Raw genomic sequence first — 21,927 nt, forward strand, 5'->3', positions numbered from 1 at the left:
CGATTTGAGTAGGGCGGGCTCCTCTGGATGCCGCCCTTTTTTGTGCAAGAGCATTATGCAAAGCAGCAGCAACCTATTTCCTGTCGCCCTGATCAGCGCCGAACGGCGTGGTGATTTGAGCGAAGATGTTTACCGTTTGAAGCCGGCAAACAGTCCCGACATCAGCGTCGAGCTGGCCGTTACCCGGCTGGGCATGGCCGATGAGCCGGCGGTACGTGGCGTGCCGGTGATCCTGTTGCACGGCAGCTTCTCCAATCGGCGCTTCTGGTTTTCCCCGAAAGGGTTGGGGTTGGGTGCTTATCTGACGCGTCTGGGATTCGATGTATGGATTCCCGAAATGCGCGGTCACGGCCTGTCCCAGCGTAACCAGAACTACCGCAAGAACCGTGTCGCCGACTACGCGCGTTACGATCTGCCGGCCATTGGCGCGTTCGTGCGTGAGCAAAGTGGCCAGGTCCCGCACTGGATCGGTCATTCGCTGGGCGGGATTACGCTGGCGGCGGCATTGGGTGGTGAGTACATCGGTGAGCCTGTGGTGGCGTCGGCGGCGTTTTTTGGCACGCAAGTCAGCCGTACCTATTGGCCGTTGAAGATTCCCCCGGTGGAGTGGAGCGGGCGCTTTATTCTCAAGCGCTTTGCGCAACTGTCGGGATCACGACTCAAGCGCGGCCCGGAGGACGAGCCGATTGGCCTGGCCCTGGAAAGCATGCGCTGGTACGGACTGTTCGGGCGTTTTGGCGATGCCGACAAAGACTGGTGGGCCGGATTGGCCAACGTTGCGATGCCAGTGCTGGCCGTGAGCGCAGTCGGCGATCATCAAGACCCGGCGTGGGCCTGTCGCAAACTGTTCGAGCAGATCGGTTCCGAGCACAAGCAATTCATCAACCTGGGACCTGAGCAGGGCTTTGGCGATAATTTTGGTCACGTTGAAATGCTGGTCAGCAAAGCCGCTCAAGCCGAGGTCTGGCCGCTGGTGGCGCGGTGGTTGGTTGATCAACAGACGCCCTTGATGGGCGACAAGCCGGATCTGGCGACGGCAGTTTGAGCCTGATGCTCTAACAAGGGCATTTCGCTCTGATCGGCTTGCGGCTAAGATATGACGCATTGAGCAGTTTTGGTCACGTTTCGACACCCTCGATTGTCTTCCTCTTTACAGGAGTTTCTCGATGAATCATTACCTCACGCCTGACCTGTGCGACGCCTATCCGGAGCTGGTGCAGGTGCTGGAACCGATGTTCAGCAATTTCGGTGGCCGTGATTCCTTCGGCGGCGAAATCGTGACCATCAAGTGCTTCGAAGACAACTCGCTGGTCAAGGAACAAGCCGAGCTCAAGGGCAATGGCAAGGTGTTGGTGGTCGACGGTGGCGGTTCCCTGCGTCGTGCGCTGCTGGGCGACATGATCGCCGAGAAAGCCGCGAAGAACGGTTGGGAAGGGCTGGTGATCTACGGTTGCATCCGTGACGTCGACGTCATTGCACAAACCGACCTGGGTGTTCAGGCCCTGGCCAGCCACCCGATGAAAACCGACAAGCGCGGCATCGGCGATCTCAACGTAGCGGTGACCTTTGCCGGCGTGACGTTCCATCCCGGCCATTACATTTATGCGGACAACAACGGCGTGATCATCTCGCCAAGCCCGCTGAAAATGCCTGAATAAACAGAAACCAACAAAGGGATGCGGATGTTCGAGGAAGAAAACGCGCAGTGGGGCCTGGTGCATGCCCTGGTGCTGGACGGTAAAGGCAGTGCGCGTTCGATAGCCCGGACTGAACTCGATGACTTGCAGCTTCAGGCTCATGAGAGCCTGTGGCTGCATTGGGATCGCAGTCATCCGCAAACCCAGACCTGGCTGCGTAAAACCAGCGGTCTGAGTGAATTCAGCTGTGACCTCCTGCTTGAAGAAAATACCCGACCGCGTCTTCTACAGCTTTCGGACAGCGAACTGCTGCTATTTTTGCGTGGGGTCAATTTGAATCCCGGCGCAGAGCCGGAAGATATGGTCTCGGTACGGATTTTTGCCTCGGCCAAGCGTGTTATTTCCCTGCGTTTGCGTCCATTGCGCGCCACCGATGAATTGTTGGTGCAACTCGCCGAAGGTAAAGGACCAAAAACAGCGTCCGAGCTCGTCCTGTATATGGCGCAGTACCTCACCAATAAAGTGCAGGACCTGGTCAGTTGCCTCTCGGAAGTGGTCGATGAGGAAGAAGAAAAACTGGATGCCGACGAACGGTATACGCCCGAACACGGCGCGATATTGCAGATCCGTCGCAGGGCGGCAGCTCTGAAACGTTTCCTTGCACCTCAGCGGGATATTTTCGGGCAACTGACGCGTATAAAGCTGCCGTGGTTTGTCGAAGACGATGGCGATTACTGGAACGAATTGAACAACAGCCTGACCCGCTACCTTGAGGAGCTGGAATTGACCCGGGAGCGGGTGGGGCTGGTCCTCGAGGCTGAAGACAGACGTTTGAGCGTGCGAATGAACCGCACGATGTACCGCTTCGGGATCATCACCGGGATCTTTTTACCGATGAGTTTCCTGACCGGTCTTTTGGGGATCAACGTCGGTGGTATTCCATTCTCGGCGAGCCCGTATGGCTTCCTGATTGCGTGCCTGATGATGGTCTCGGTGGCGCTCGGGCAGTGGTGGTTATTTCGACGTTTGCGTTGGGTGTGAGCATGCGTCATGTGACCCGGGCAAATTTGATCGCGTCTTTCACAGACATCACGAGAGGTGCGTATGCACGATCCGTTTGAACAGTCTTTGCGCGACATGCTCAATGCATCACCGTCCACCCGGGACGACGATGCGTGCCTTGGGCGTGTACTGAAAACCGCCAACCGCCAGGTCGGCGCCGGCGATCTGTTCAGCCTGCTGGGCCGCTGGTTGCCCGCGCTGATGATTGCCCTCAACAACGGCTCGGCCCACGTCGCTCCGGTCTCCCGCCACCGTAAACCTACCGTTCGCACTGCTGATAAGGCTGATTGAATATGGAACTTGATCTCTGGACTCAGAGCCTCGTCACTGCAATGACTGCGTTATGGACAAAGGTTGCGAACTTCATTCCGAACCTGTTCGGCGCACTGGTCGTGCTGCTGTTGGGTTTCGTCGTTGCGAAACTTTTGGACACTTTGTTGTCCAAGCTGCTCGCCAAGCTGGGTCTCGATCGCCTGATGGGCGGCACCGGTCTGACTAAATTACTGTCCCGGGCCGGTCTTCAAGTACCGATCTCGACCTTGATCGGCAAGATTGTCTATTGGTTCGTCCTGCTGATTTTTCTGGTTTCTGCAGCAGAATCCCTTGGACTTGAGCGAGTTTCAGCTACGCTGGATATGCTGGCTCTGTATTTGCCCAAGGTATTCGGCGCGGCGCTGGTGTTGCTGGTGGGTGTTTTGCTGGCGCAATTGGCCAATGGGCTGGTGCGCGGCGCGGCAGAAGGCGTAGGGCTGGACTATGCTTCGGGGTTGGGACGAATCGCTCAGGGTCTGGTGATTATCATCAGTATCTCGGTAGCGATCAGCCAGTTGGAGGTCAAGACTGACCTGCTCAACCATGTGATCGTCATTGTGTTGATCACCGTTGGTCTGGCGGTAGCGTTGGCCATGGGTTTGGGAAGCCGGGAAATTGCCGGTCAGATTCTTGCGGGAATCTATGTGCGTGAGCTATATCAGGTTGGGCAACAAGTGCGTGTTGGCGAGGTCGAAGGCCAGATCGAAGAGATCGGCACGGTTAAAACCACATTGCTGACCGATGAGGGTGAGCTAGTCTCTCTCTCCAATCGGATTCTCCTGGAGCAGCATGTGAGTAGCCGCTAACCCGGCAAACCCTGCTAATGTATGCCGCCGCAAATTGCCCGAAAGGGCAGCGGCGGACATTGACCTGACTGTCGGCCCGACTTGTTTTGAATAAAGCTCAATCGCTCTCCACGCGCTACGACCCCCGCGAGCTCTCTGATGAGGAGTTGGTCGCGCGCTCGCATACCGAGCTGTTTCACGTAACGCGCGCCTATGAAGAACTGATGCGGCGTTACCAGCGAACATTATTTAACGTCTGTGCCCGATACCTTGGGAACGATCGCGACGCAGACGATGTCTGTCAGGAAGTGATGTTGAAGGTGCTGTACGGCTTGAAGAACTTCGAGGGGAAATCGAAGTTCAAGACATGGCTATATAGCATCACGTACAACGAATGCATCACACAGTATCGGAAGGAACGGCGAAAGCGTCGCTTGATGGACGCTTTGAGTCTGGACCCCCTCGAGGAAGCGTCTGAAGAGAAGGCGCCGAAACCCGAGGATAAGGGTGGACTTGATCGCTGGCTGGTGTATGTAAACCCGATTGACCGGGAAATTCTGGTGCTACGATTTGTCGCAGAGCTGGAATTTCAAGAGATCGCGGATATCATGCATATGGGTTTGAGTGCGACAAAAATGCGGTACAAACGTGCTCTTGATAAATTGCGTGAGAAATTTGCAGGCATTGCTGAAACTTAGTTCAGCGCAAATATCTCTTACGTGTAGGCTAGTTCTGATAGACTAGCCGCCGAGTTGTCCCCCGGTTTGAGGGACTGCTTTACAATCACCAGATGGGGATTTAACGGATGAAACTGAAAAACACCTTGGGCTTGGCCATTGGTACTCTTATTGCCGCTACTTCGTTCGGCGTTCTGGCACAAGGCCAAGGCGCAGTTGAAGGCGAGCTCAACTACGGGAAAAAGTACAACGACAGCGTTAACAACGTTGAAGACGGCTACACTCCTGGCGCCTCCATCGGTTACTTCTTGACCGACGACGTATCGTTGAACTTCACCTACAACAACGATGACTACACCCGTTCGGACAACAACACCGGCAAGCAGAAAATCGAAGGCGATCAGTTCGGTCTGAACGCTCAGTACCACTTCAACAACGCTGGCGACGCTCTGCGTCCTTACGTTCAAGGTGGTGTTAAGCACGGCAGCCTGACCAACGTGCGCGCTGACGGCCACAGCGGTCGTGATCAGTCGACTTTCCTGACTGCTGGCGCTGGCCTGAAGTACTACTTCCTGGAAAACGTCTACGCTCGTGCTGGCGTAGAAGCTGACTACAAACTGGACAACGGCCGTTGGGACTACATCCCATCCGTTGGTCTGGGCGTGAACTTCGGTGGCGGCAACAAGCCAGTCGCTGCTGCTCCAGCTCCAGAAGTCTGCTCCGACAGCGACAACGATGGCGTTTGCGACAACGTTGACAAGTGCCCAGACACCCCAGCCAACGTAACTGTTGACGCTGATGGCTGCCCGGCAGTTGCTGAAGTTGTTCGTGTTGAGCTGGACGTGAAATTCGACTTCGATAAGTCGGTAGTCAAGCCAAACAGCTACGGCGACATCAAGAACCTGGCTGATTTCATGAAGCAGTACCCATCCACCACCACTACTGTTGAAGGTCACACTGACTCCGTCGGTCCTGACGCTTACAACCAGAAACTGTCTGAGCGTCGTGCAAACGCCGTTAAACAAGTTCTGACCAACCAGTACGGTGTTGAATCGTCCCGCGTTCAGTCGATCGGCTACGGCGAAACTCGCCCAGTTGCTGACAACAAAACTGAAGCTGGCCGCGCTGTAAACCGTCGCGTAGAAGCGCAGGTTGAAGCTCAAGGTAAGTAATTACCCGCCGCTTTAAGTAAAAGCCCGGCTTAGGCCGGGCTTTTCTTTGTCTGCGATTTGGTGAGGCAGGGATGCGTCAGGCGCGTTGGCATCCGACGACGTTGATGTCGTTGATCAGGGCCTCTTCGCGAGCAGGCTCGCTCCCACAGTTGCCAGCGACTGCACCAATCACCAGGATGGCCGGGCTTTTCAACTCGAAGGCCAAGGCATCTTCTTCCATCGCCATCAGGCTGCTCCGACATTCCCGTTGATGCGGCAACGATGCGTTTTCAATCATCGCCACCGGCGTATCCGCCGCCATTGCGCCCGCCAGCAGTTGCTCACGGATCTCGCTGAGCTTCGCCACGCCCATGTAGATCACCAGCGTCGTGCCACCTTGAGCCAGTGCTTGCCAGTTCAGGCTGCTGCCATCCTGAGTGTGGGCGGTCACCAGCGTCACGCCTCGGGCCACACCGCGCAGGGTTAACGGAATATCGCATTGAGTCGCGCCAGCCAGGCCGGCGGTGATGCCATTGACCAGTTCGGCTTCGACCCCGCGCTCTCGCAACCACTGCGCTTCTTCACCGCCACGCCCGAAGATGCACGGGTCACCCCCCTTGAGCCGCACCACGCATTTGCCTTGACGGGCGTAACGCAGCATCAAACGATGAATGAACGCCTGTGGCGTAGAGCGGCAGCCACCGCGTTTACCCACCGGAATTATCCGTGCTCCGGGGCAGTGCTCAAGCACCGCGTCGTTGACCAGATCGTCGATCAGCACCACATCCGCTTCTCTCAACGCGCGAACAGCTTTGAGCGTGAGCAATTCAGGGTCACCGGGGCCCGCGCCCACCAGCCAGACTTTTGCACTCATTGTGTTTTCCTCACGAGATGACGGCGACCGGCTGCGCGGTGGCGGCCAGCAAACGCTTGATTTCCGGGACGCAGGAGCCGCATTGCGTGCCGCAACCCAATTCCTGTTTCAAGCCCTGCAAGTCCAGGCCACGGCGGATGCCGGCACAGACCGCGTTTTGGCTGACGTTTTTGCAGTTGCACAGGGTTTTGTTGCCGATAGCTTCGGCGTCGACCTGGCCAGGTGGGGCACTCAGTGGCGCGAGCAACCAGCGCCGCAGTTGTTCATCGGCGCGCCCTTCGAGCCAGAGGTTTTGCAGCCAGTGCCGGGCAAGGGTTTCACCCGCCAGGCGGATCGCGGTGATCCGGCCGTTCTCGATCCGCACGCGTTTGCCGATGGAGCGTCGTGGATCGTCGTAGGCCAGCACCGGGCCGTCGTTGAGCCCCAGGCCTTGATCGATATCGCGCAGCAGTTGTGGATCGGGTGCTGTGGCGTTGGCAGCGCGTATCAGCAGCGCAGGGCGCTCACGACCTGTCAGGCTGAGGCTGACGTAGGAAAACGCCTCGCAAAGGGGTCGTAGCGTCTCAAAATGCTGTTGGACATCACCCTCTACCAGCGCGAAAAGGTGCCAGGGCAATTGCACCGGTTCGAGGCGCACGCCGCTGTGTTTAAGCTCAGGTTGTTTTGACAGAGGGTCGAAGGCTGGGAGGGTGAGGCTGTTCACGCCCCCCTTGAGAAAACGGTCACCAAAATGCATCGGCAAAAAGGCTTGGCCGGGGCGCACGCTGTCGTCACTGGCGACCGGCACGATCACCGCGCCGCGGCGACTTTTCAGGCTGATCAGGTCGCCCGTTTGCAGGCGATGCCGGCGCAGCTCATCCGGGTGCAGGCTCAACACGGCTTCGCTGACATGACCGAACAGCTGCGCGGCAGTGCCAGTGCGGCTCATGCCGTGCCATTGATCACGCAGGCGACCGGTGATCAGCGTCAGCGGGAAACGTGCATCGCGCTGTTCCTTGGCGGCGCGATACGGATCAGCCACGAACTGCGCGCGGCCGCTGACAGTCGGGAAATTACCGTCGAGATAGAGACGCGCCGTGCCTGCGCTGGCGCCCGCAGGAAAGGGCCATTGCTGCGGGCCAATCTGGTCGATCAATGCGTGGCTGATCCCGGACAAATCCAGATCCCGACCACGGGTCAGTTGTTTGTATTCGTCGAACACCTGCGCCGGGGTTTCAAAGGCAAACAGGCTGGTTGCGTCGGGGCGCAGACGTTTCTCCAGACGCTGTGCGAAATCCACGGTGATCGCCCAGTCTGGACGCGCTTCACCCGGTGCGACGATTGCCTGGCGGACGTGGGAAATACGCCGCTCGGAGTTGGTGACCGTACCGTCCTTCTCGCCCCAACTGGCGGCGGGCAACAACAGGTCGGCAAACCTCGCGGTTTCAGTGGTGCGAAAGGCCTCCTGCAATACCACGAACGGACACGCTTCCAGCGCCGCGCGCACGGCAGTCTGATCGGGAAGCGATTGAGCGGGGTTGGTGCACGCGATCCACAAGGCTTTGATCTTTCCGCTGCCCACCTGCTCAAACAACTCGATGGCGGTCAGCCCGGGGTTTTCTGGCAGTTGATCGACACCCCAATAAGCCGCCACGTCAGCGCGGTGCTCGGCATTGGCGGCATCGCGATGGCCGGGTAACAGGTTCGACAGACTGCCGGTTTCCCGGCCGCCCATGGCATTCGGCTGACCGGTCAAGGAGAAAGGTCCGGCACCGGGACGGCCGATTTGCCCGGTGGCCAGGTGTAAATTGATCAGTGCGCTGTTCTTCGCGCTGCCGGCGGTGGACTGGTTCAGCCCCATGCACCACAACGACAGGAAACTCGGTGAATTCCCGACCCATTCGGCGCATTGCTGCAATTGCTCAATGCTGATTCCGCACAGCTGCGACACCATCTGCGGGGTGTAATCGCGCACCAGGTTTTTCAGCTCGGGCAAGCCTTCGGTGTGGGCCTTGATGTAGTCGCGATCGATCCAGTCTTCCCACAGCAGCAGGTGCAAAATCCCATGGAACAAGGCGACATCGGTCCCCGGAAGAATCGCCAGGTGCAGGTCAGCCAAATCGCAGGTGTCGGTACGACGTGGGTCGATGACGATGACTTTCATGTGTGGTCGGCGGGATTTGGCCTCTTCGAGGCGGCGAAACAGTACCGGATGGGCGTAGGCCATGTTGCTGCCGACGATCATCACGCAGTCGCTCAACTCCAGGTCTTCATAGCTGCACGGTGGCGCATCGGCGCCCAGGCTGCGCTTGTAACCGACCACCGCCGACGACATGCACAGCCGCGAATTACTGTCGATGTTATTGGTGCCCACCAGCGCCCGCGCCAGTTTGTTGAAGGCGTAGTAGTCCTCAGTCAGCAACTGCCCTGAAATGTAGAACGCGACGCTGTCCGGGCCATGGTCGGCAATGGTTTGGGCGAAGACGCTGGCGGCGTGATCAAGGGCGGTGTCCCAGTCGGTGCGGCTGCGCGCCAGGCCTTTGCCCAGGCGCAGTTCCGGGTACAGCGCCCGTGCCGTCAAGTCGCCGGTCAGATGCAGGGTTGATCCCTTGCTGCACAATTTGCCGAAATTTGCCGGGTGCGCCGGATCGCCGCTGACGCCGAGGATGCGCTCGCCGTCGTGTTCGATCAGCACGCCGCAGCCGACCCCGCAATAGCAGCAGGTGGACGCGGTGATCTGGCGGTCCATCAGCCTGCGTCCCGCAGGGCCAGCATCACTCGGCCATTTTCGACCCGCGCCGGGTGGTGATGGGCGCAGCCGATGTCCGGGGCTTGGGCTTCGCCGCTTTCCAGGTCGATCTGCCAGTTGTGCAGCGGGCACGCCACGCGCTTGCCGTAGATCAAGCCTTGAGACAGCGGCCCGCCCTTGTGCGGGCAACGGTCGTCGAGGGCGAACACTTCATCGTCGCTGGTACGAAAAATCGCGATGTCACCTTTGGGGCCGGCAATGATCCGCGAGCCCAGGGCGTTGATCTCTTCCAGTGCGCAGATATCCAGCCAGTTCATGCCAGCACCTCCAGGTTCTTCACGGGAATGACGTCGAATTCTTTCTTCAGCAATGGCTGGGTCAGGCGTTCTTTCCACGGGTCCTGTTCGAACGACAGCGAGAATTGCAGCCGGTCGTTGAGCGCCTTGCGCCGTTCCGGGTCTTCCAGCACGGCTTTCTTGATGTGGTCCATGCCGACCCGTTGCAGGTAATGCACGGTGCGTTCGAGGTAGAAGGCTTCTTCGCGATAAAGCTGCAAGAACGCGCCGTTGTATTCGCGCACCTCTTCAGCGGTTTTCAATTTGACGAAGAACTCGGCGACTTCGGTTTTGATCCCGCCGTTGCCACCGATGTACATCTCCCAGCCGGAATCGACACCGATAATGCCTACGTCCTTGATGCCTGCTTCCGAACAGTTGCGCGGGCAACCGGAGACGGCCAGTTTGACTTTGTGCGGCGACCACATGTTGAACAGGTCATGCTCCAGCTCGATGCCCAACTGCGTGGAGTTCTGCGTGCCGAAACGGCAGAACTCACTGCCGACGCAGGTCTTCACGGTGCGGATGGATTTGCCGTAGGCATGGCCGGACGGCATGTCGAGGTCTTTCCAGACACCGGGCAGGTCCTGCTTCTTGATCCCCAACAAGTCGATGCGCTGACCGCCGGTGACCTTGACCATCGGCACGTTGTACTTGTCGGCGACGTCGGCAATCCGGCGCAATTCCGAAGGGTTGGTCACGCCACCCCACATCCGCGGGACCACGGAGTAGGTACCGTCTTTCTGGATGTTGGCGTGGGCGCGTTCGTTGATCAGGCGCGATTGCGGGTCATCCTTGGCTTCGCCCGGCCAGGTGGAAATCAGGTAGTAGTTGAGCGCCGGGCGGCAGGTGGCGCAGCCGTTCGGGGTGCGCCAGTTCAGGTAGCTCTGGGTGCCGGCGATGGTGAGCAGGTGTTGTTCGCGAATGGCCTGGCGGATTTGCCCGTGGTTGAGGTCGCTGCAACCGCAGATGGCTTTTTCGCTTTTGGGCTTCACGTCTGCCGCGCCGCCCACGGTGTTGATCAGGATCTGCTCGACGAGGCCGGCGCACGAACCGCAAGAGCTGGCAGCCTTGGTGTGTTTTTTCACCTCGTCGACACTGAACAGCCCGTGTTCCTGAATCGCCTTGACGATGGTGCCTTTGCACACGCCGTTGCAGCCGCAGACTTCAGCGGTGTCGGCCATGCTCATGGCTTTGTCCTGGCCCTGATGTCCTACGTCGCCCAAGGCGTTTTCACCAAACATGAGGTGATCGCGGATCTCGCCAATGGCGTGATTCTCACGAATCTGCCGGAAATACCAACCGCCATCTGCCGTATCGCCGTACAGACAGGCGCCGACCAGCACGTCATCCTTGATCACCAGTTTTTTGTAGACCCCGCCGATCGGGTCGGAGAGGGTGATGGTTTCCGTGCCTTCGCCGCCCATGAAGTCGCCGGCAGAGAACAGGTCAATCCCGGTGACTTTCAGTTTGGTCGACGTCACCGAGCCTTGATAACGGGCGAAGCCCAATTGGGCGAGATGATTGGCGCAGACCTTGGCTTGTTCGAACAGCGGCGCGACCAGGCCGTAGGCGATGCCGCGATGGCTGGCGCATTCGCCGATGGCGTAGACCCGTGGATCGTAGGTTTGCATCGTGTCGTTGACCAGAATCCCGCGATTGCAGGGAATACCGGATTTTTCCGCGAGTTCGGTGTTGGGGCGAATACCGGCGGCCATCACCACCAAGTCGGCGGGAATGATGTCGCCATTCTTGAATTCCACCGAGCCGACGCGACCATTGCCGGCATCGTGCAGGGCCTGGGTTTGTTCGCACAGGCGAAAGTGCAGGCCGCGCGCTTCAAGGGCGGTCTGCAGCAACTGGCCGCTGGTCTTGTCGAGTTGCCGTTCCAGCAGCCATTCGCCGATATGCACCACGGTCACGTGCATGCCGCGCAGCATCAAGCCGTTCGCGGCTTCCAGGCCGAGCAAACCACCGCCGATGACCACGGCGTGCTTATGGGTCTTGGCGGTGTTGATCATGGCCTGGGTGTCGGCGATGTCGCGGTAGCCGATCACGCCCTGCAAGGTGTTGCCCGGAATCGGCAGAATGAACGGGGTCGAGCCGGTGGCGATCAGCAGGCGATCGTATTCGGCCTCGGTGCCGTCTTCGGCAATGACCCGGCGTTTGACCCGGTCGATCTGCACCACTTTGCGGTTGAGCAGCAGCTTGATGTGGTTGTCCAGGTACCAGTCGAGGTCGTTGAGCACGATCTCTTCGAACGTTTGCTCACCGGCCAGAACGGGCGACAACAGGATGCGGTTGTAGTTGGTATGGGGTTCGGCACCGAAGACCGTGATGTCGTACAGCTCGTTGCTCAGCTTGAGCAGTTCTTCCAGGGTGCGAACCCCGGCCATGCCGTTGCCGATCATCACCAGTTTTAATTTTTTCATCAGGTTCTCCGGGGAGCGGTGACCCGCCTCATCAGGGCTTCAGGTCTGGCTCGACAAATTTTGCGCAAACAAAAAAAGGCGTCCCGCTAGTTGCCTAGCGAGGACGCCTTTGTCCTGGTCCCGTTCTCTCGGGAAGCGCAGCCTTCATCGTTGAAGGCTGGGCTTTATGTGTGGTGGAAAGGGTAATGCAGTGGTTGTGCCAAGTATTCAGAACTGCGGATTTGTTGGGTTTCAGGCAGGCGTGACAGGAGCGGAGCGAATGTTTGTGCACCGATTAGAGGCGGGTTGCCCGGTCCTGGAGCATATGAAACCTGTGGCGAGTCAAGATGAGTGGAGCAACAGAAATAGCATCACCAGATTCAGCAGCAACGACACCACTGCCAATGTCCGCCAAACCTTCAACGGCTCCCGCTCCATCAACGGTCTGGGTCGCACGCTCAAGCTGCGCCGCTCGCCCTGTTCCAGCACCAGCAACCATTCTTCCGCCGTTTCAAACCGCTGACCCGGATCCGCCACAACGGCACGTTCCAGACATTGCGTTATCCATTCCGGCAAATCCGGTCGATAGCGACTGGCGCTGACCGGTACACCAAACCGTGGTCGCTGGAACGCTTCGATTTCTCCGTAGGGGTAATGCCCGGTCAGCAGGAAATACAACGTCACGCCCACCGCATACAAATCCTGTTGCGGCGTCGGGATGTCCCCGCGAAAGGCTTCCGGTGCGAGGTAACTGGGCGTTCCAGGCAGGGCGGAGGCTTGATCCTCGGACAGGCCGGGACAATACGCTAGGCCGAAATCCAGCAGGCGTAATTCGCCGTCGTCACCCAGCAGCAGGTTTTCCGGCTTGATGTCGCGATGCAGAATCTGCCGTCGATGTAATAAGCCAACCGCGCGAAGCAAGCGCTCGGCCAGGTCTTGCCATTGTGCCAACGGCAAAGGTCCGACACTGGCGTGCAGGTTTGCCAGCGTCGTTCCGAAATATTCACGCATCACGTAGTACAAATGCTGACGCTGACTGGCGGCATGGACTTCAGGGAAATGCCGTCCGGCCACGCGCTTGAGAAACCATTCCTCCGACAGCAATGCTTGCCCGGCCAAGTGATCGTCGTGCAGCGCAGCGGGCAAGGTTTTCAACAGCCAGGGTTGCTGTTGCCCGTCGCGAACCCGATAGAGCAGCGATTGCTGGCTCTGGCCGAGTATCCCTTCAACGTGCCAGCCTTCGAAGGATTGACCGGGTTTCAACGCCGGTGGCAATGGCCATTGCTGTAAATGAATCAGCGCATCGCCGATGCTCGTTTCACCCAAGGCATCGACCCGCACCAGCAGGGCGCTGGCATTGTCCTGGCTGCCGGCCAGATGGGCGGCCTGCACCAGAGTGTTTGCCGCACTGTCCAGATCGGGCTGATCCCGCAGAATCGCGGCAATCGCAGTGTCACCGAGCACGGCCCAGATGCCGTCGCTGAGCAGCACGAAACTCTCGTTCAGGCGCAATTCGCCATCGAGAAAATCCAGCACCAGATGCTGATCCAGTCCCAGTGCCCGTTTCAGCACATGCTGCATGCCCGGCTGGTCCCAGACATGATCCTCGCTGACGCGCTGCAACTGATCCGCATGCCAGCGATACACCCGGCAGTCGCCGACATGGGCCAGGGTAAAACGCCTGCCGCGCATGACCAATGCACTGACCGTGGTCAGCAGCGGTTGCCCGCCACCATTGGCCTGCAACCAGCGATTTTGCGCCAGCAGCAGGCGGTCCAATGCTTGCGCGACGCCCCAGGTTTCCGGGGTGGCGTAATAGTCCAGCGCCAGCGCCTGCAAGGTCGAACGGGCGGCGAGACCGCCGTCGGCGCATTGGCTGACGCCGTCGGCAATGGCGAACAAGTAGCCTTTGCTGGCCGCCAGCGCCGGGGCGGGCGTCACGAGGCGCAGGGCGTCCTGGTTTTCCTCCCGCGGGCCAATGGCGCTGGCTTCGGCAAAGCTCAGTTGCAGGCTCATTGAGGCCTCAGACCCGCGCCGCCGTCACAGCGGCCGAACCCCAGGTGGTTCTCCAGCGACGTTTGACCCCGTGCAGACCGAACCACGCGAGGACGCCGAGGCTGGCGAACAACCACAGGGCCAGTTGATAGCTGCCGGTGCTCTGCTTGATCGCGCCCATGCCGGCCGCCAGTGCAAAACCACCGATACCGCCGGCCATGCCGATCAAACCAGTCATCACGCCGATCTCGCGACGAAACCGCTGCGGCACCAACTGGAACACCGCGCCGTTGCCTGCGCCCAAACCGAGCATGGTGCAGACGAAAAGCGCCAGCGCCGCGTAGGAACTCGGCAGATTGAAACCCACCGCCGCAATGCAGATCGCCGCGACTGTGTACATCGCCAGCAACGTGCGTATCCCGCCGAAACGGTCTGCCAGCGCACCGCCCAATGGGCGCATCAGGCTGCCACCGAACACACAGGCCGCCGTGTAGTAACCGGCCGTCACCGGACTCAGTCCGTACTGGTCGTTGAAGTAGCCGGGCAGGGCGCTGGCCAGGCCGATGAAACCGCCGAAGGTCACGCTGTAGAAAAACATGAACCACCAGCTGTCACGATCACCGAGGGCCTTGAAGTAGTCGGCCATCGACTTGGCTTTTGGCCGCTCCGGCGCATTTTTCGCCAGCCAGGCGAAAACGATAATTGTCAGGATCAGCGGAATGAGGGCGAAGCCGAACACGTTGCTCCAGCCGAACGCGGCGGCCAATACTGGAGCAATCAGTGCGGCAAGCACGGTGCCCGAGTTACCGGCACCGGCAATGCCCATGGCTTTGCCTTGATGCTGTGGCGGATACCACTGCGAGGCCAGCGGCAGGGCGACGGCGAAGGACGCACCGGCCATGCCGAGGAAGAGGCCCAGCACCAGCGCTTGCTCGTAGCTGTGAATCCCCAGTTTCCAGGCGCCGAACAGCGCGCAGATGACGATCACCTGGCCGATCAGCCCGGCGGTTTTTGGCGACAGACGATCCGCCAGCATGCCCATGATAAAGCGCAGCACGGCCCCGGCCAGGATCGGCGTGGCCACCACCAGCCCGCGTTGTTGGGTGGTCAGGTGCAGGTCGGCGGCGATCTGCACGGCCAACGGCCCGAGCAGGTACCAGACCATGAAACTCAGGTCGAAATAGAGGAAGGCCGCAAACAGTGTTGGCGTATGGCCGGATTTCCAGAAGCTTGAATTCATCGCGCACCTCAGCTGTGAAGAGTCTCGAGAAGGAGTCATGAGCTAGCAGGTGGGGCGCCTGTGGGCCGCACCACCGGCCCCGGGCTGTGGGGCCAAAACGAAAAAACGCCGCTACCGGATTCGCCAAGGGCAAATGAGGTGAGCGACGTCTTTGTCGTAGGTGGGGCAACCGCCGTTGGTTACCTGTGGTGATTACTTAGCCAGATTTGTGCCAACAGTTCGGGACCGAGTCGCGGCCCTTCGCGAGCAGGCTCGCTCCCACAGTGGATCGCGGTCTAATGTGGGAGCGAGCCTGCTCGCGAAGGAGCCTTCAAAGGCACCACAAAACCTCAGCCAAGCAACTCACTCATGGCAATGATCTGCTCGGCCACCTGGATCAATTTCTGCTGCCGGCTCATGGCCTGCCGGCGCATCAGGGTGTAGGCCTCTTCCTCGTTGCAACTTTTCATCTTCATCAACAGCCCCTTGGCCAGCTCGATGCGCTTGCGCTCGGCCAGTTGCTGGTCGCGGGCATGCAGCTGGGCGCGCAGGGCCTGGTCACTTTCAAACCGCGCCATGGCCACGTCGAGAATCGGCTGCAGGCGCTGTGCGTGAATGCCTTCGACGATATAGGCACTGACCCCGGACTTGATCGCCTGACGCATCACGCCGGGGTCGTGTTCATCGGTAAACATCACGATGGGGCGAGGCTGGTCGCGGGTCACCAGCACCACTTGCTCCAGCACATCGCGGCTCGGTGACTCGGTATCGATCAGGATCACGTCCGGGCGCACCGTTTCGACGCGTTCGGGCAGGTCGATGGTCAGGCCCGATTCGTCGATCACCTCGAACCCGGCTTCGGTCAGGGCGGCTTTCAGTCGACCGACTTTCTTCGCGGTGTCGTTGATCAGCAGGATACGCAACATGTTCGCAATCTCCTGTCAGCGCTGGGCGAATCGGTGAGAGCTGTCGCTCAGGGCGTGCAACTTGAAGCTGCGGGCATAGCCGGACGGGTCGGAACCGTTCCAGATTTTGCCGTCGATCAACTGGCTGCTACGCATGTCCTGCCCCCGGATATCGACACCGACGACACTGGCGGCCTCGCGGTACAGATCCAGTTGCTGGACCTGACGGGCCACGCCGAGGTAATCCGGATCGTCGCGCAACAAACCCCAGCGCCGGAACTGGGTCATGAACCACATGCCGTCGGACAGGTACGGCACGTTGACCTCACCACCCGCATGGAAACGCAACGCATGCGGGTCCTGCCAGCGATGTCCCAAACCGTCGGCGTAATCGCCCAGCAGGCGCGGTTCGATGCAGTCGAGGGGGGCGTCGAGGTAGTCGGGCGCGCTCAACAGTTGTGCGGTGCTGCGGCGGTTTTCCGTGCTTTGCTCGATAAACCGGCTGGCTTCCAGGATCGCCATTACCAAGGCCCGCGCGGTGTTGGGGTACCGCTCGACAAACGCACGGGTGCAGCCGAGGACTTTTTCCGGGTGATCGGGCCAGATGGTCTGGGTCGTCGCCAGGGTAAAGCCGAGATTCTGTTGCACTGCGCTGGCGGACCACGGCTCACCCACGCAAAAGCCATCGATACGCCCGGCTTGCAGGTGCGCGACCATTTGCGGGGGCGGTACCACGACGCTGTCAACATCCTGCAACGGATGAATGCCCTGGCTCGCCAGCCAGTAATACAGCCACATGGCGTGGGTGCCGGTGGGAAAGGTCTGGGCGAAGGTGAGTTTCGGGCGAGTTTGGTGCACGTGGCGGTCGAGTGCTTCAGGACTGGTCACGCCGAGCGCCTGCAAACCGTGGGAGAGATTGATGCTCTGGCCATTCTGGTTCAGGCCCATCAGCACGGCCATGTCGGTAGAAGCCACGCCGCCGATGCCCAGATGGACGGCATAAATCAGGCCGTACAGGCTGTGGGCGGCGTCGAGTTCGCCGCTGACCAGTTTGTCCCGCAGGTTGGCCCAGGACGACTGGCGCTTGAGGTTCAGGGTCAAGCCATAGGGCTGGGCGAACCCCTGTGTGGCGGCGACCACCACCGAGGCGCAATCGCTCAGGGCCATGAAGCCGAGGTTGATGTCGGTCTTTTCCGGGGCATCGCTGCCATTGATCCACGCCAGAGGGTTCGCTGGAACTTCAATCATCGTTAAGCACCTTGCATAAAAAAACGCCGTACCGGGCGCCTTGCCAGGGCAAGGGCCAGTGACGACGCCGTTGTCTTTCGACCCATTCCGCCGTTGGCATGAGTGCTGATACCGGTGGTGGTGCAAGGCATATGCCATCGCTCGCTGATTTTGTCGCGCGCCTCGCCTGCGGCGCCGATGCGCGGCTATAATTGCCGCCACTTTTCGTAGCCCAGAGTCAAACCCGCCCATGTACACCCTGGCCCGTCAGCTGTTGTTCAAACTTTCCCCGGAAACCTCCCACGATCTGTCCCTGGACCTGATTGGCGCGGGCGGACGTTTGGGCCTCAACGGCTTGCTGTGCAAGGCCCCGGCGAAAATGCCGGTGTCGGTCATGGGCCTGGACTTCCCGAACCCGGTGGGTCTGGCGGCCGGTCTGGACAAGAACGGCGCGGCCATCGACGGTTTTGCCCAGTTGGGTTTTGGTTTTGTCGAAATCGGCACCATTACCCCGCGTCCGCAACCGGGTAACCCGAAACCACGGATTTTCCGCCTGCCGGAAGCCGAGGCGATCATCAACCGCATGGGGTTCAACAACCTTGGCGTCGATCACCTGCTGGCTCGTGTAGCCGCCGCCAAGTACAAGGGCGTGCTGGGCATCAACATCGGCAAGAACTTCGACACCCCGGTCGAGCGTGCGGTCGACGATTACCTGATCTGCCTGGACAAGGTCTACGCCCACGCCAGCTACGTGACGGTCAACGTCAGCTCGCCGAACACCCCGGGCCTGCGCAGCCTGCAGTTCGGCGATTCGCTCAAGCAGTTGCTCGCTGACCTGGCCACGCGCCGCGCCGAGTTGGCGTTGCGTCACGGTAAACACGTCCCGCTGGCGATCAAGATCGCGCCGGACATGACCGACGAAGAAACCGCGCAGGTCGCCCAAGCGCTGATCGAAACCGGGATGGACGCGGTGATCGCCACCAACACCACCCTGAGCCGCGTCGGCGTCGAAGGCATGGAACACGGTGACGAGGCGGGCGGTCTGTCCGGCGCACCGGTTCGTGACAAGAGCACCAACACCGTGAAGGTGCTGGCCTCGGAGTTGGCCGGTCGCTTGCCAATCATCGCCGTGGGCGGAATCACCGAAGGCAAACACGCCGCGGAGAAAATCGCTGCGGGTGCGAGCCTGGTGCAGATCTACTCCGGCTTTATCTACAAAGGCCCGGCGCTGATTCGTGAGTCCGTCGACGCCATCGCCGCATTACGCTAAACCCCTGTAGGAGCCCGGCTTGCCGGCGATGGCGTCCTTGAGATCGCTATCGCCGGCAAGCCGGGCTCCTACAAGGGATTGGGTTTCGGCGAAGGGCAGGCATAAAAAAGGGCTCCTCGAAGGAGCCCCTGGGCCGGAGCCCGCCGTCCGGATGGGACGTGCGTGGTTAATTCATTCAGTCATCAGATTGTCGTGTCGGAGTGTTAGGCCCTGTAAATTAGCCGACGGCGTGAAGTTCGTTGAGTCTGTGGATTCCCGCAGTGCCGGTCATACCGTCCCAGTTGTCGCCGCGTCCCTCGCGCCAGCCGTTAATCCAGGCTTGGCGTACTGACGGTAGAGTAAATGGGCAAAGCTCACGGGATTTGCCACCAACGCCATATTGATATCCGCGCAAAAATGCTCTTTCCAACGGATCACGCTTAAGTCTTCTCATAGGGTGTTGCCCTCACTTGTTGACTGTATTTATCGCGTAGACCTCAATCGAGGTCTGGCAGAAAAAAACTTCTGCCGTTGGGGCCCGCTGCCGGCGTCGCGAGCCAAGGTGTTGACGTCGTTGCGGCGTCAACCTGTGTTGAGTTCTAACCAATGCGTCACATCGAGGGAATGATCGTTTTGTCATAAGGACGTAACCATAAAGATGCTATGGCCATAAGTAACACGATGTTTGCCCGTGTTTATTGGCCAAAGCCCTGTATGATCAGCCCCCCGCAGGATGACGGGGTTAATCCTTTAGTGAGAATGACTTCTGTTGCGCAGAAGCATTATTCGACGAAGGGTCGACTTATGACATTTTGTTGCATCAACTTTTTTATCTGCCTGTGCATCTAAGCTCTTCTAACCTGAGCAGCACAGGTGGGACGGCACACCTTCGTGCCACGCGGGCGCTCTTTTAGAAAAGCGCCTGATTGAAAACCGGACCGGCAATGCGTTGCCGGTTCACTTAGCTAAAGGCTTTGAAACTCCAATGTCCGATCAATTCGAAATCTTCCTCACTTGCCCCAAAGGCCTTGAAGGCCTGCTGATCGAGGAAGCCGTCGGGCTTGGCCTTGAAGAAGCACGTGAGCACACCTCTGCCGTGCGCGGCATGGCCACCATGGAAACCGCTTATCGCCTGTGCCTGTGGTCGCGTCTGGCGAACCGGGTGTTGCTGGTGCTCAAGCGTTTCCCGATGAAGGACGCCGAAGACCTGTACCACGGCGTGCTCGACATCGAGTGGCAAGACCACATGCTCAACGACGGCACCCTGGCCGTGGAGTTCAGCGGTCATGGCTCGGGTATCGATAACACCCACTTTGGCGCCTTGAAAGTCAAAGACGCCATCGTCGACAAACTGCGCACCCCGCAAGGCGACCGTCCGTCGATCGACAAGCTCAACCCGGACCTGCGCATTCACCTGCGCCTGGACCGTGGCGAAGCGATTCTTTCCCTCGACCTGTCCGGCCACAGCCTGCACCAGCGCGGTTATCGCTTGCAGCAAGGCGCGGCGCCGCTGAAGGAAAACCTCGCGGCCGCGATCCTGATCCGTTCCGGCTGGCCTCGCATTGCGGCCGAAGGCGGCGCGCTGGCTGACCCGATGTGCGGTGTGGGTACGTTCCTCGTCGAAGCAGCGATGATCGCCGCCGACATGGCGCCGAACCTGCGTCGCGAGCAGTGGGGCTTCACCGCCTGGCTCGGTCACGTCCCGGCGCTGTGGAAAAAACTTCACGAAGAAGCCACCGAGCGCTGTGCGGCCGGCCTGGCCAAGCCACCGTTGTGGATTCGCGGTTACGAAGCCGACCCGCGCCTGATTCAACCGGGCCGCAACAACGTCGAACGTGCCGGCCTGAGCGAGTGGATCAAGATCTACCAAGGCGAAGTCGGTACGTTCGAGCCGCGTCCGGACCAGAACCAGAAAGGCCTGGTGATCTGCAACCCGCCGTACGGCGAGCGTCTGGGCGACGAGGCGAGCTTGCTCTACCTCTATCAGAACCTCGGCGAGCGCCTGCGTCAGGCTTGCTTGAACTGGGAAGCCGCGGTGTTCACCGGCGCCCCGGACCTCGGCAAGCGCATGGGCATTCGCAGCCACAAACAGTATTCGTTCTGGAACGGCGCGCTGCCGTGCAAGCTGCTGCTGATCAAGGTCACGCCCGACCAGTTCGTCACCGGCGAGCGTCGCACCCCGGAACAGCGTCAGGTCGAGCGCGAGCAGGCGGCCTATGATCAGGCGCCGAGCGAGCCGGAAGAACGCAAGTACAACAAAAACGGCAACCCGATCAAACCGACCCCGGCACCCGCACCGGTGATCGAGCAACCGCGCTTGAGCGAAGGCGGGCAGATGTTTGCCAACCGTCTGCAGAAAAACCTCAAGGCGCTGGGCAAGTGGGTCAAGCGTGAAGGCATCGACTGCTATCGCGTGTATGACGCCGACATGCCGGAATATTCCATGGCCATCGACCTCTATCAGGATTGGGTCCACGTCCAGGAATACGCTGCGCCGAAATCCATCGATCCGGAAAAAGCTTCTGCCCGCATGTTCGATGCCCTGGCCGCGATTCCGCAGGCCTTGAACATCGACAAGAGCCGCGTGGTGGTCAAGCGTCGCGAACGTCAGAGCGGCACCAAGCAGTACGAGCGTCAGGCCGCGCAGGGCAAGTTCGTCGAGGTCAACGAAGGTGGCGTGCAGTTGCTGGTCAACCTCACCGACTACCTCGACACCGGGCTGTTCCTCGACCACCGCCCGATGCGCATGCGCATTCAGAAAGAGGCGGCCGGCAAGCGCTTCCTCAACCTGTATTGCTACACCGCAACGGCCAGTGTTCACGCGGCCAAGGGCGGCGCACGCACCACCACCAGCGTCGACTTGTCGAAAACCTACCTCGACTGGGCGCGTCGTAACCTGTCGCTGAACGGTTTCTCTGACAAAAACCGTCTGGAGCAGGGCGACGTGATGGCCTGGCTCGAGGCTAGCCGTGACGAATACGACCTGATCTTCATCGACCCGCCGACGTTCTCCAACTCCAAGCGCATGGAAGGGATCTTCGACGTCCAGCGCGACCAGGTGCAGTTGATCGACCTGGCCATGGCGCGTCTGGCACCCGGTGGCGTGTTGTACTTCTCCAACAACTTCCGCAAGTTCACCCTTGAGGAAAACCTCACTGAGCGTTACGCCGTTGAAGAAATCACCGCCCAGACCATCGATCCGGATTTCGCCCGTAATGGCAAGATCCACCGTGCCTGGAAAATCACTGCGCGTTGACACTTGAGCTGATTGGATCCACAGAGCCTTGATTTTTAAAGGCTCTTGGACCATTTCAGTGCTGGCCAAATTAGTGGCTAATGGCTATAACTCACTCATGGCCA

18 protein-coding genes are annotated in these 21,927 nt (G+C 59.8%); 9 read left to right on the forward strand and 9 right to left on the reverse strand.

The window, feature by feature from the left end; translation table 11 throughout:
- Positions 1–55: 55 nt before the first annotated feature.
- The 7 genes from AC07N8_RS03510 (at position 56) to AC07N8_RS03540 (ending at position 5,645) form a co-directional block, all read left to right on the forward strand.
- Positions 56–1,045 (forward strand): alpha/beta fold hydrolase, encoded by a 990-nt coding sequence (locus AC07N8_RS03510; RefSeq protein WP_483840280.1) that lies wholly within the window; start codon positions 56–58, stop codon positions 1,043–1,045.
- A gap of 121 nt (positions 1,046–1,166) precedes the next feature.
- Positions 1,167–1,658, forward strand: coding sequence for a ribonuclease E activity regulator RraA (gene rraA / locus AC07N8_RS03515; protein ID WP_027922555.1), 492 nt, complete (start codon positions 1,167–1,169; stop codon positions 1,656–1,658).
- Between the two features lie 24 nt (positions 1,659–1,682).
- Positions 1,683–2,678: a zinc transporter ZntB gene (locus AC07N8_RS03520; protein WP_493142176.1), complete on the forward strand. Its 996-nt coding sequence runs from the start codon at positions 1,683–1,685 to the stop codon at positions 2,676–2,678.
- Between the two features lie 63 nt (positions 2,679–2,741).
- Positions 2,742–2,990 (forward strand): hypothetical protein, encoded by a 249-nt coding sequence (locus AC07N8_RS03525; protein ID WP_027922557.1) that lies wholly within the window; start codon positions 2,742–2,744, stop codon positions 2,988–2,990.
- Positions 2,991–2,992: 2 nt separating this feature from the next.
- Positions 2,993–3,817 carry a mechanosensitive ion channel family protein gene (locus AC07N8_RS03530; protein ID WP_008048604.1) on the forward strand — a complete coding sequence of 275 codons (825 nt, stop codon included), beginning with the start codon at positions 2,993–2,995 and terminating at the stop codon, positions 3,815–3,817.
- Positions 3,818–3,903: 86 nt separating this feature from the next.
- Positions 3,904–4,494, forward strand: coding sequence for an RNA polymerase sigma factor SigX (gene sigX / locus AC07N8_RS03535; RefSeq protein WP_008146300.1), 591 nt, complete (start codon positions 3,904–3,906; stop codon positions 4,492–4,494).
- 107 nt (positions 4,495–4,601) lie between these two features.
- Complete coding sequence (locus AC07N8_RS03540) at positions 4,602–5,645, forward strand: OmpA family protein (RefSeq protein WP_483840278.1); 1,044 nt, start codon at positions 4,602–4,604, stop codon at positions 5,643–5,645.
- 76 nt (positions 5,646–5,721) lie between these two features.
- Here the strand turns inward: AC07N8_RS03540 and cobA are convergent, their stop codons facing one another.
- From cobA to AC07N8_RS03580, 8 genes are all read right to left on the reverse strand, one after another.
- Positions 5,722–6,498 (reverse strand): uroporphyrinogen-III C-methyltransferase, encoded by a 777-nt coding sequence (gene cobA / locus AC07N8_RS03545; protein ID WP_493142173.1) that lies wholly within the window; start codon positions 6,496–6,498, stop codon positions 5,722–5,724.
- 10 nt (positions 6,499–6,508) lie between these two features.
- On the reverse strand, positions 6,509–9,226 hold the full coding sequence (locus AC07N8_RS03550; RefSeq protein ID WP_493142171.1) for a nitrate reductase: 2,718 nt from the start codon (positions 9,224–9,226) through the stop codon (positions 6,509–6,511).
- The gene (nirD, locus tag AC07N8_RS03555) at positions 9,226–9,543 is read right to left on the reverse strand and encodes a nitrite reductase small subunit NirD (RefSeq protein WP_027922561.1); all 318 of its coding nucleotides are present in this window, start codon (positions 9,541–9,543) and stop codon (positions 9,226–9,228) included. Before nirD ends, AC07N8_RS03550 begins: the two co-directional genes overlap by 1 nt.
- Positions 9,540–11,993, reverse strand: a complete 2,454-nt coding sequence (nirB, locus tag AC07N8_RS03560; protein WP_493142169.1) for a nitrite reductase large subunit NirB — start codon at positions 11,991–11,993, stop codon at positions 9,540–9,542. Before nirB ends, nirD begins: the two co-directional genes overlap by 4 nt.
- A gap of 321 nt (positions 11,994–12,314) precedes the next feature.
- Positions 12,315–13,988: a bifunctional protein-serine/threonine kinase/phosphatase gene (locus tag AC07N8_RS03565; protein WP_493142167.1), complete on the reverse strand. Its 1,674-nt coding sequence runs from the start codon at positions 13,986–13,988 to the stop codon at positions 12,315–12,317.
- 7 nt (positions 13,989–13,995) lie between these two features.
- On the reverse strand, positions 13,996–15,207 hold the full coding sequence (locus tag AC07N8_RS03570; RefSeq protein ID WP_483840272.1) for a nitrate/nitrite transporter: 1,212 nt from the start codon (positions 15,205–15,207) through the stop codon (positions 13,996–13,998).
- 329 nt (positions 15,208–15,536) lie between these two features.
- Positions 15,537–16,112, reverse strand: a complete 576-nt coding sequence (locus AC07N8_RS03575; protein ID WP_310260607.1) for an ANTAR domain-containing response regulator — start codon at positions 16,110–16,112, stop codon at positions 15,537–15,539.
- Between the two features lie 15 nt (positions 16,113–16,127).
- Positions 16,128–17,339, reverse strand: a complete 1,212-nt coding sequence (locus AC07N8_RS03580; protein WP_493142164.1) for a CmpA/NrtA family ABC transporter substrate-binding protein — start codon at positions 17,337–17,339, stop codon at positions 16,128–16,130.
- A gap of 229 nt (positions 17,340–17,568) precedes the next feature.
- On the opposite strand from AC07N8_RS03580, the gene AC07N8_RS03585 reads away from it, so the two are divergent.
- Entirely contained in the window at positions 17,569–18,588 is a 1,020-nt protein-coding gene (locus AC07N8_RS03585; RefSeq protein ID WP_493142162.1) for a quinone-dependent dihydroorotate dehydrogenase, read from the forward strand.
- A gap of 217 nt (positions 18,589–18,805) precedes the next feature.
- On the opposite strand, the gene rmf is transcribed toward AC07N8_RS03585, so the two are convergent.
- Complete coding sequence (rmf, locus tag AC07N8_RS03590) at positions 18,806–19,021, reverse strand: ribosome modulation factor (RefSeq protein WP_003223300.1); 216 nt, start codon at positions 19,019–19,021, stop codon at positions 18,806–18,808.
- Positions 19,022–19,552: 531 nt separating this feature from the next.
- Here rmf and rlmKL point away from each other — a divergent pair.
- Positions 19,553–21,823: a bifunctional 23S rRNA (guanine(2069)-N(7))-methyltransferase RlmK/23S rRNA (guanine(2445)-N(2))-methyltransferase RlmL gene (gene rlmKL / locus AC07N8_RS03595; RefSeq protein ID WP_483840269.1), complete on the forward strand. Its 2,271-nt coding sequence runs from the start codon at positions 19,553–19,555 to the stop codon at positions 21,821–21,823.
- The last annotated feature ends 104 nt before the right edge of the window (positions 21,824–21,927 follow it).

It is taken from the genome of Pseudomonas sp. GW821-FHT10C09 (assembly GCF_059415465.1).

Excerpts from the sequence above, each read along its gene's own strand:
- AC07N8_RS03510 (WP_483840280.1), top strand. The coding sequence starts at position 56 with ATGCAAAGCAGCAGCAACCTATTTCCTGTCGCCCTGATCAGCGCCGAA.
- AC07N8_RS03525 (WP_027922557.1), top strand. The coding sequence starts at position 2,742 with ATGCACGATCCGTTTGAACAGTCTTTGCGCGACATGCTCAATGCATCA.
- AC07N8_RS03565 (WP_493142167.1), bottom strand. The coding sequence starts at position 13,988 with ATGAGCCTGCAACTGAGCTTTGCCGAAGCCAGCGCCATTGGCCCGCGG.
- rlmKL (WP_483840269.1), top strand. The coding sequence starts at position 19,553 with ATGTCCGATCAATTCGAAATCTTCCTCACTTGCCCCAAAGGCCTTGAA.
- cobA (WP_493142173.1), bottom strand. The coding sequence starts at position 6,498 with ATGAGTGCAAAAGTCTGGCTGGTGGGCGCGGGCCCCGGTGACCCTGAA.
- AC07N8_RS03520 (WP_493142176.1), top strand. The coding sequence starts at position 1,683 with ATGTTCGAGGAAGAAAACGCGCAGTGGGGCCTGGTGCATGCCCTGGTG.
- AC07N8_RS03540 (WP_483840278.1), top strand. The coding sequence starts at position 4,602 with ATGAAACTGAAAAACACCTTGGGCTTGGCCATTGGTACTCTTATTGCC.
- AC07N8_RS03550 (WP_493142171.1), bottom strand. The coding sequence starts at position 9,226 with ATGGACCGCCAGATCACCGCGTCCACCTGCTGCTATTGCGGGGTCGGC.
- AC07N8_RS03570 (WP_483840272.1), bottom strand. The coding sequence starts at position 15,207 with ATGAATTCAAGCTTCTGGAAATCCGGCCATACGCCAACACTGTTTGCG.
- nirD (WP_027922561.1), bottom strand. The coding sequence starts at position 9,543 with ATGAACTGGCTGGATATCTGCGCACTGGAAGAGATCAACGCCCTGGGC.
- AC07N8_RS03585 (WP_493142162.1), top strand. The coding sequence starts at position 17,569 with ATGTACACCCTGGCCCGTCAGCTGTTGTTCAAACTTTCCCCGGAAACC.
- nirB (WP_493142169.1), bottom strand. The coding sequence starts at position 11,993 with ATGAAAAAATTAAAACTGGTGATGATCGGCAACGGCATGGCCGGGGTT.
- AC07N8_RS03575 (WP_310260607.1), bottom strand. The coding sequence starts at position 16,112 with ATGTTGCGTATCCTGCTGATCAACGACACCGCGAAGAAAGTCGGTCGA.
- rmf (WP_003223300.1), bottom strand. The coding sequence starts at position 19,021 with ATGAGAAGACTTAAGCGTGATCCGTTGGAAAGAGCATTTTTGCGCGGA.
- AC07N8_RS03580 (WP_493142164.1), bottom strand. The coding sequence starts at position 17,339 with ATGATTGAAGTTCCAGCGAACCCTCTGGCGTGGATCAATGGCAGCGAT.
- rraA (WP_027922555.1), top strand. The coding sequence starts at position 1,167 with ATGAATCATTACCTCACGCCTGACCTGTGCGACGCCTATCCGGAGCTG.
- AC07N8_RS03530 (WP_008048604.1), top strand. The coding sequence starts at position 2,993 with ATGGAACTTGATCTCTGGACTCAGAGCCTCGTCACTGCAATGACTGCG.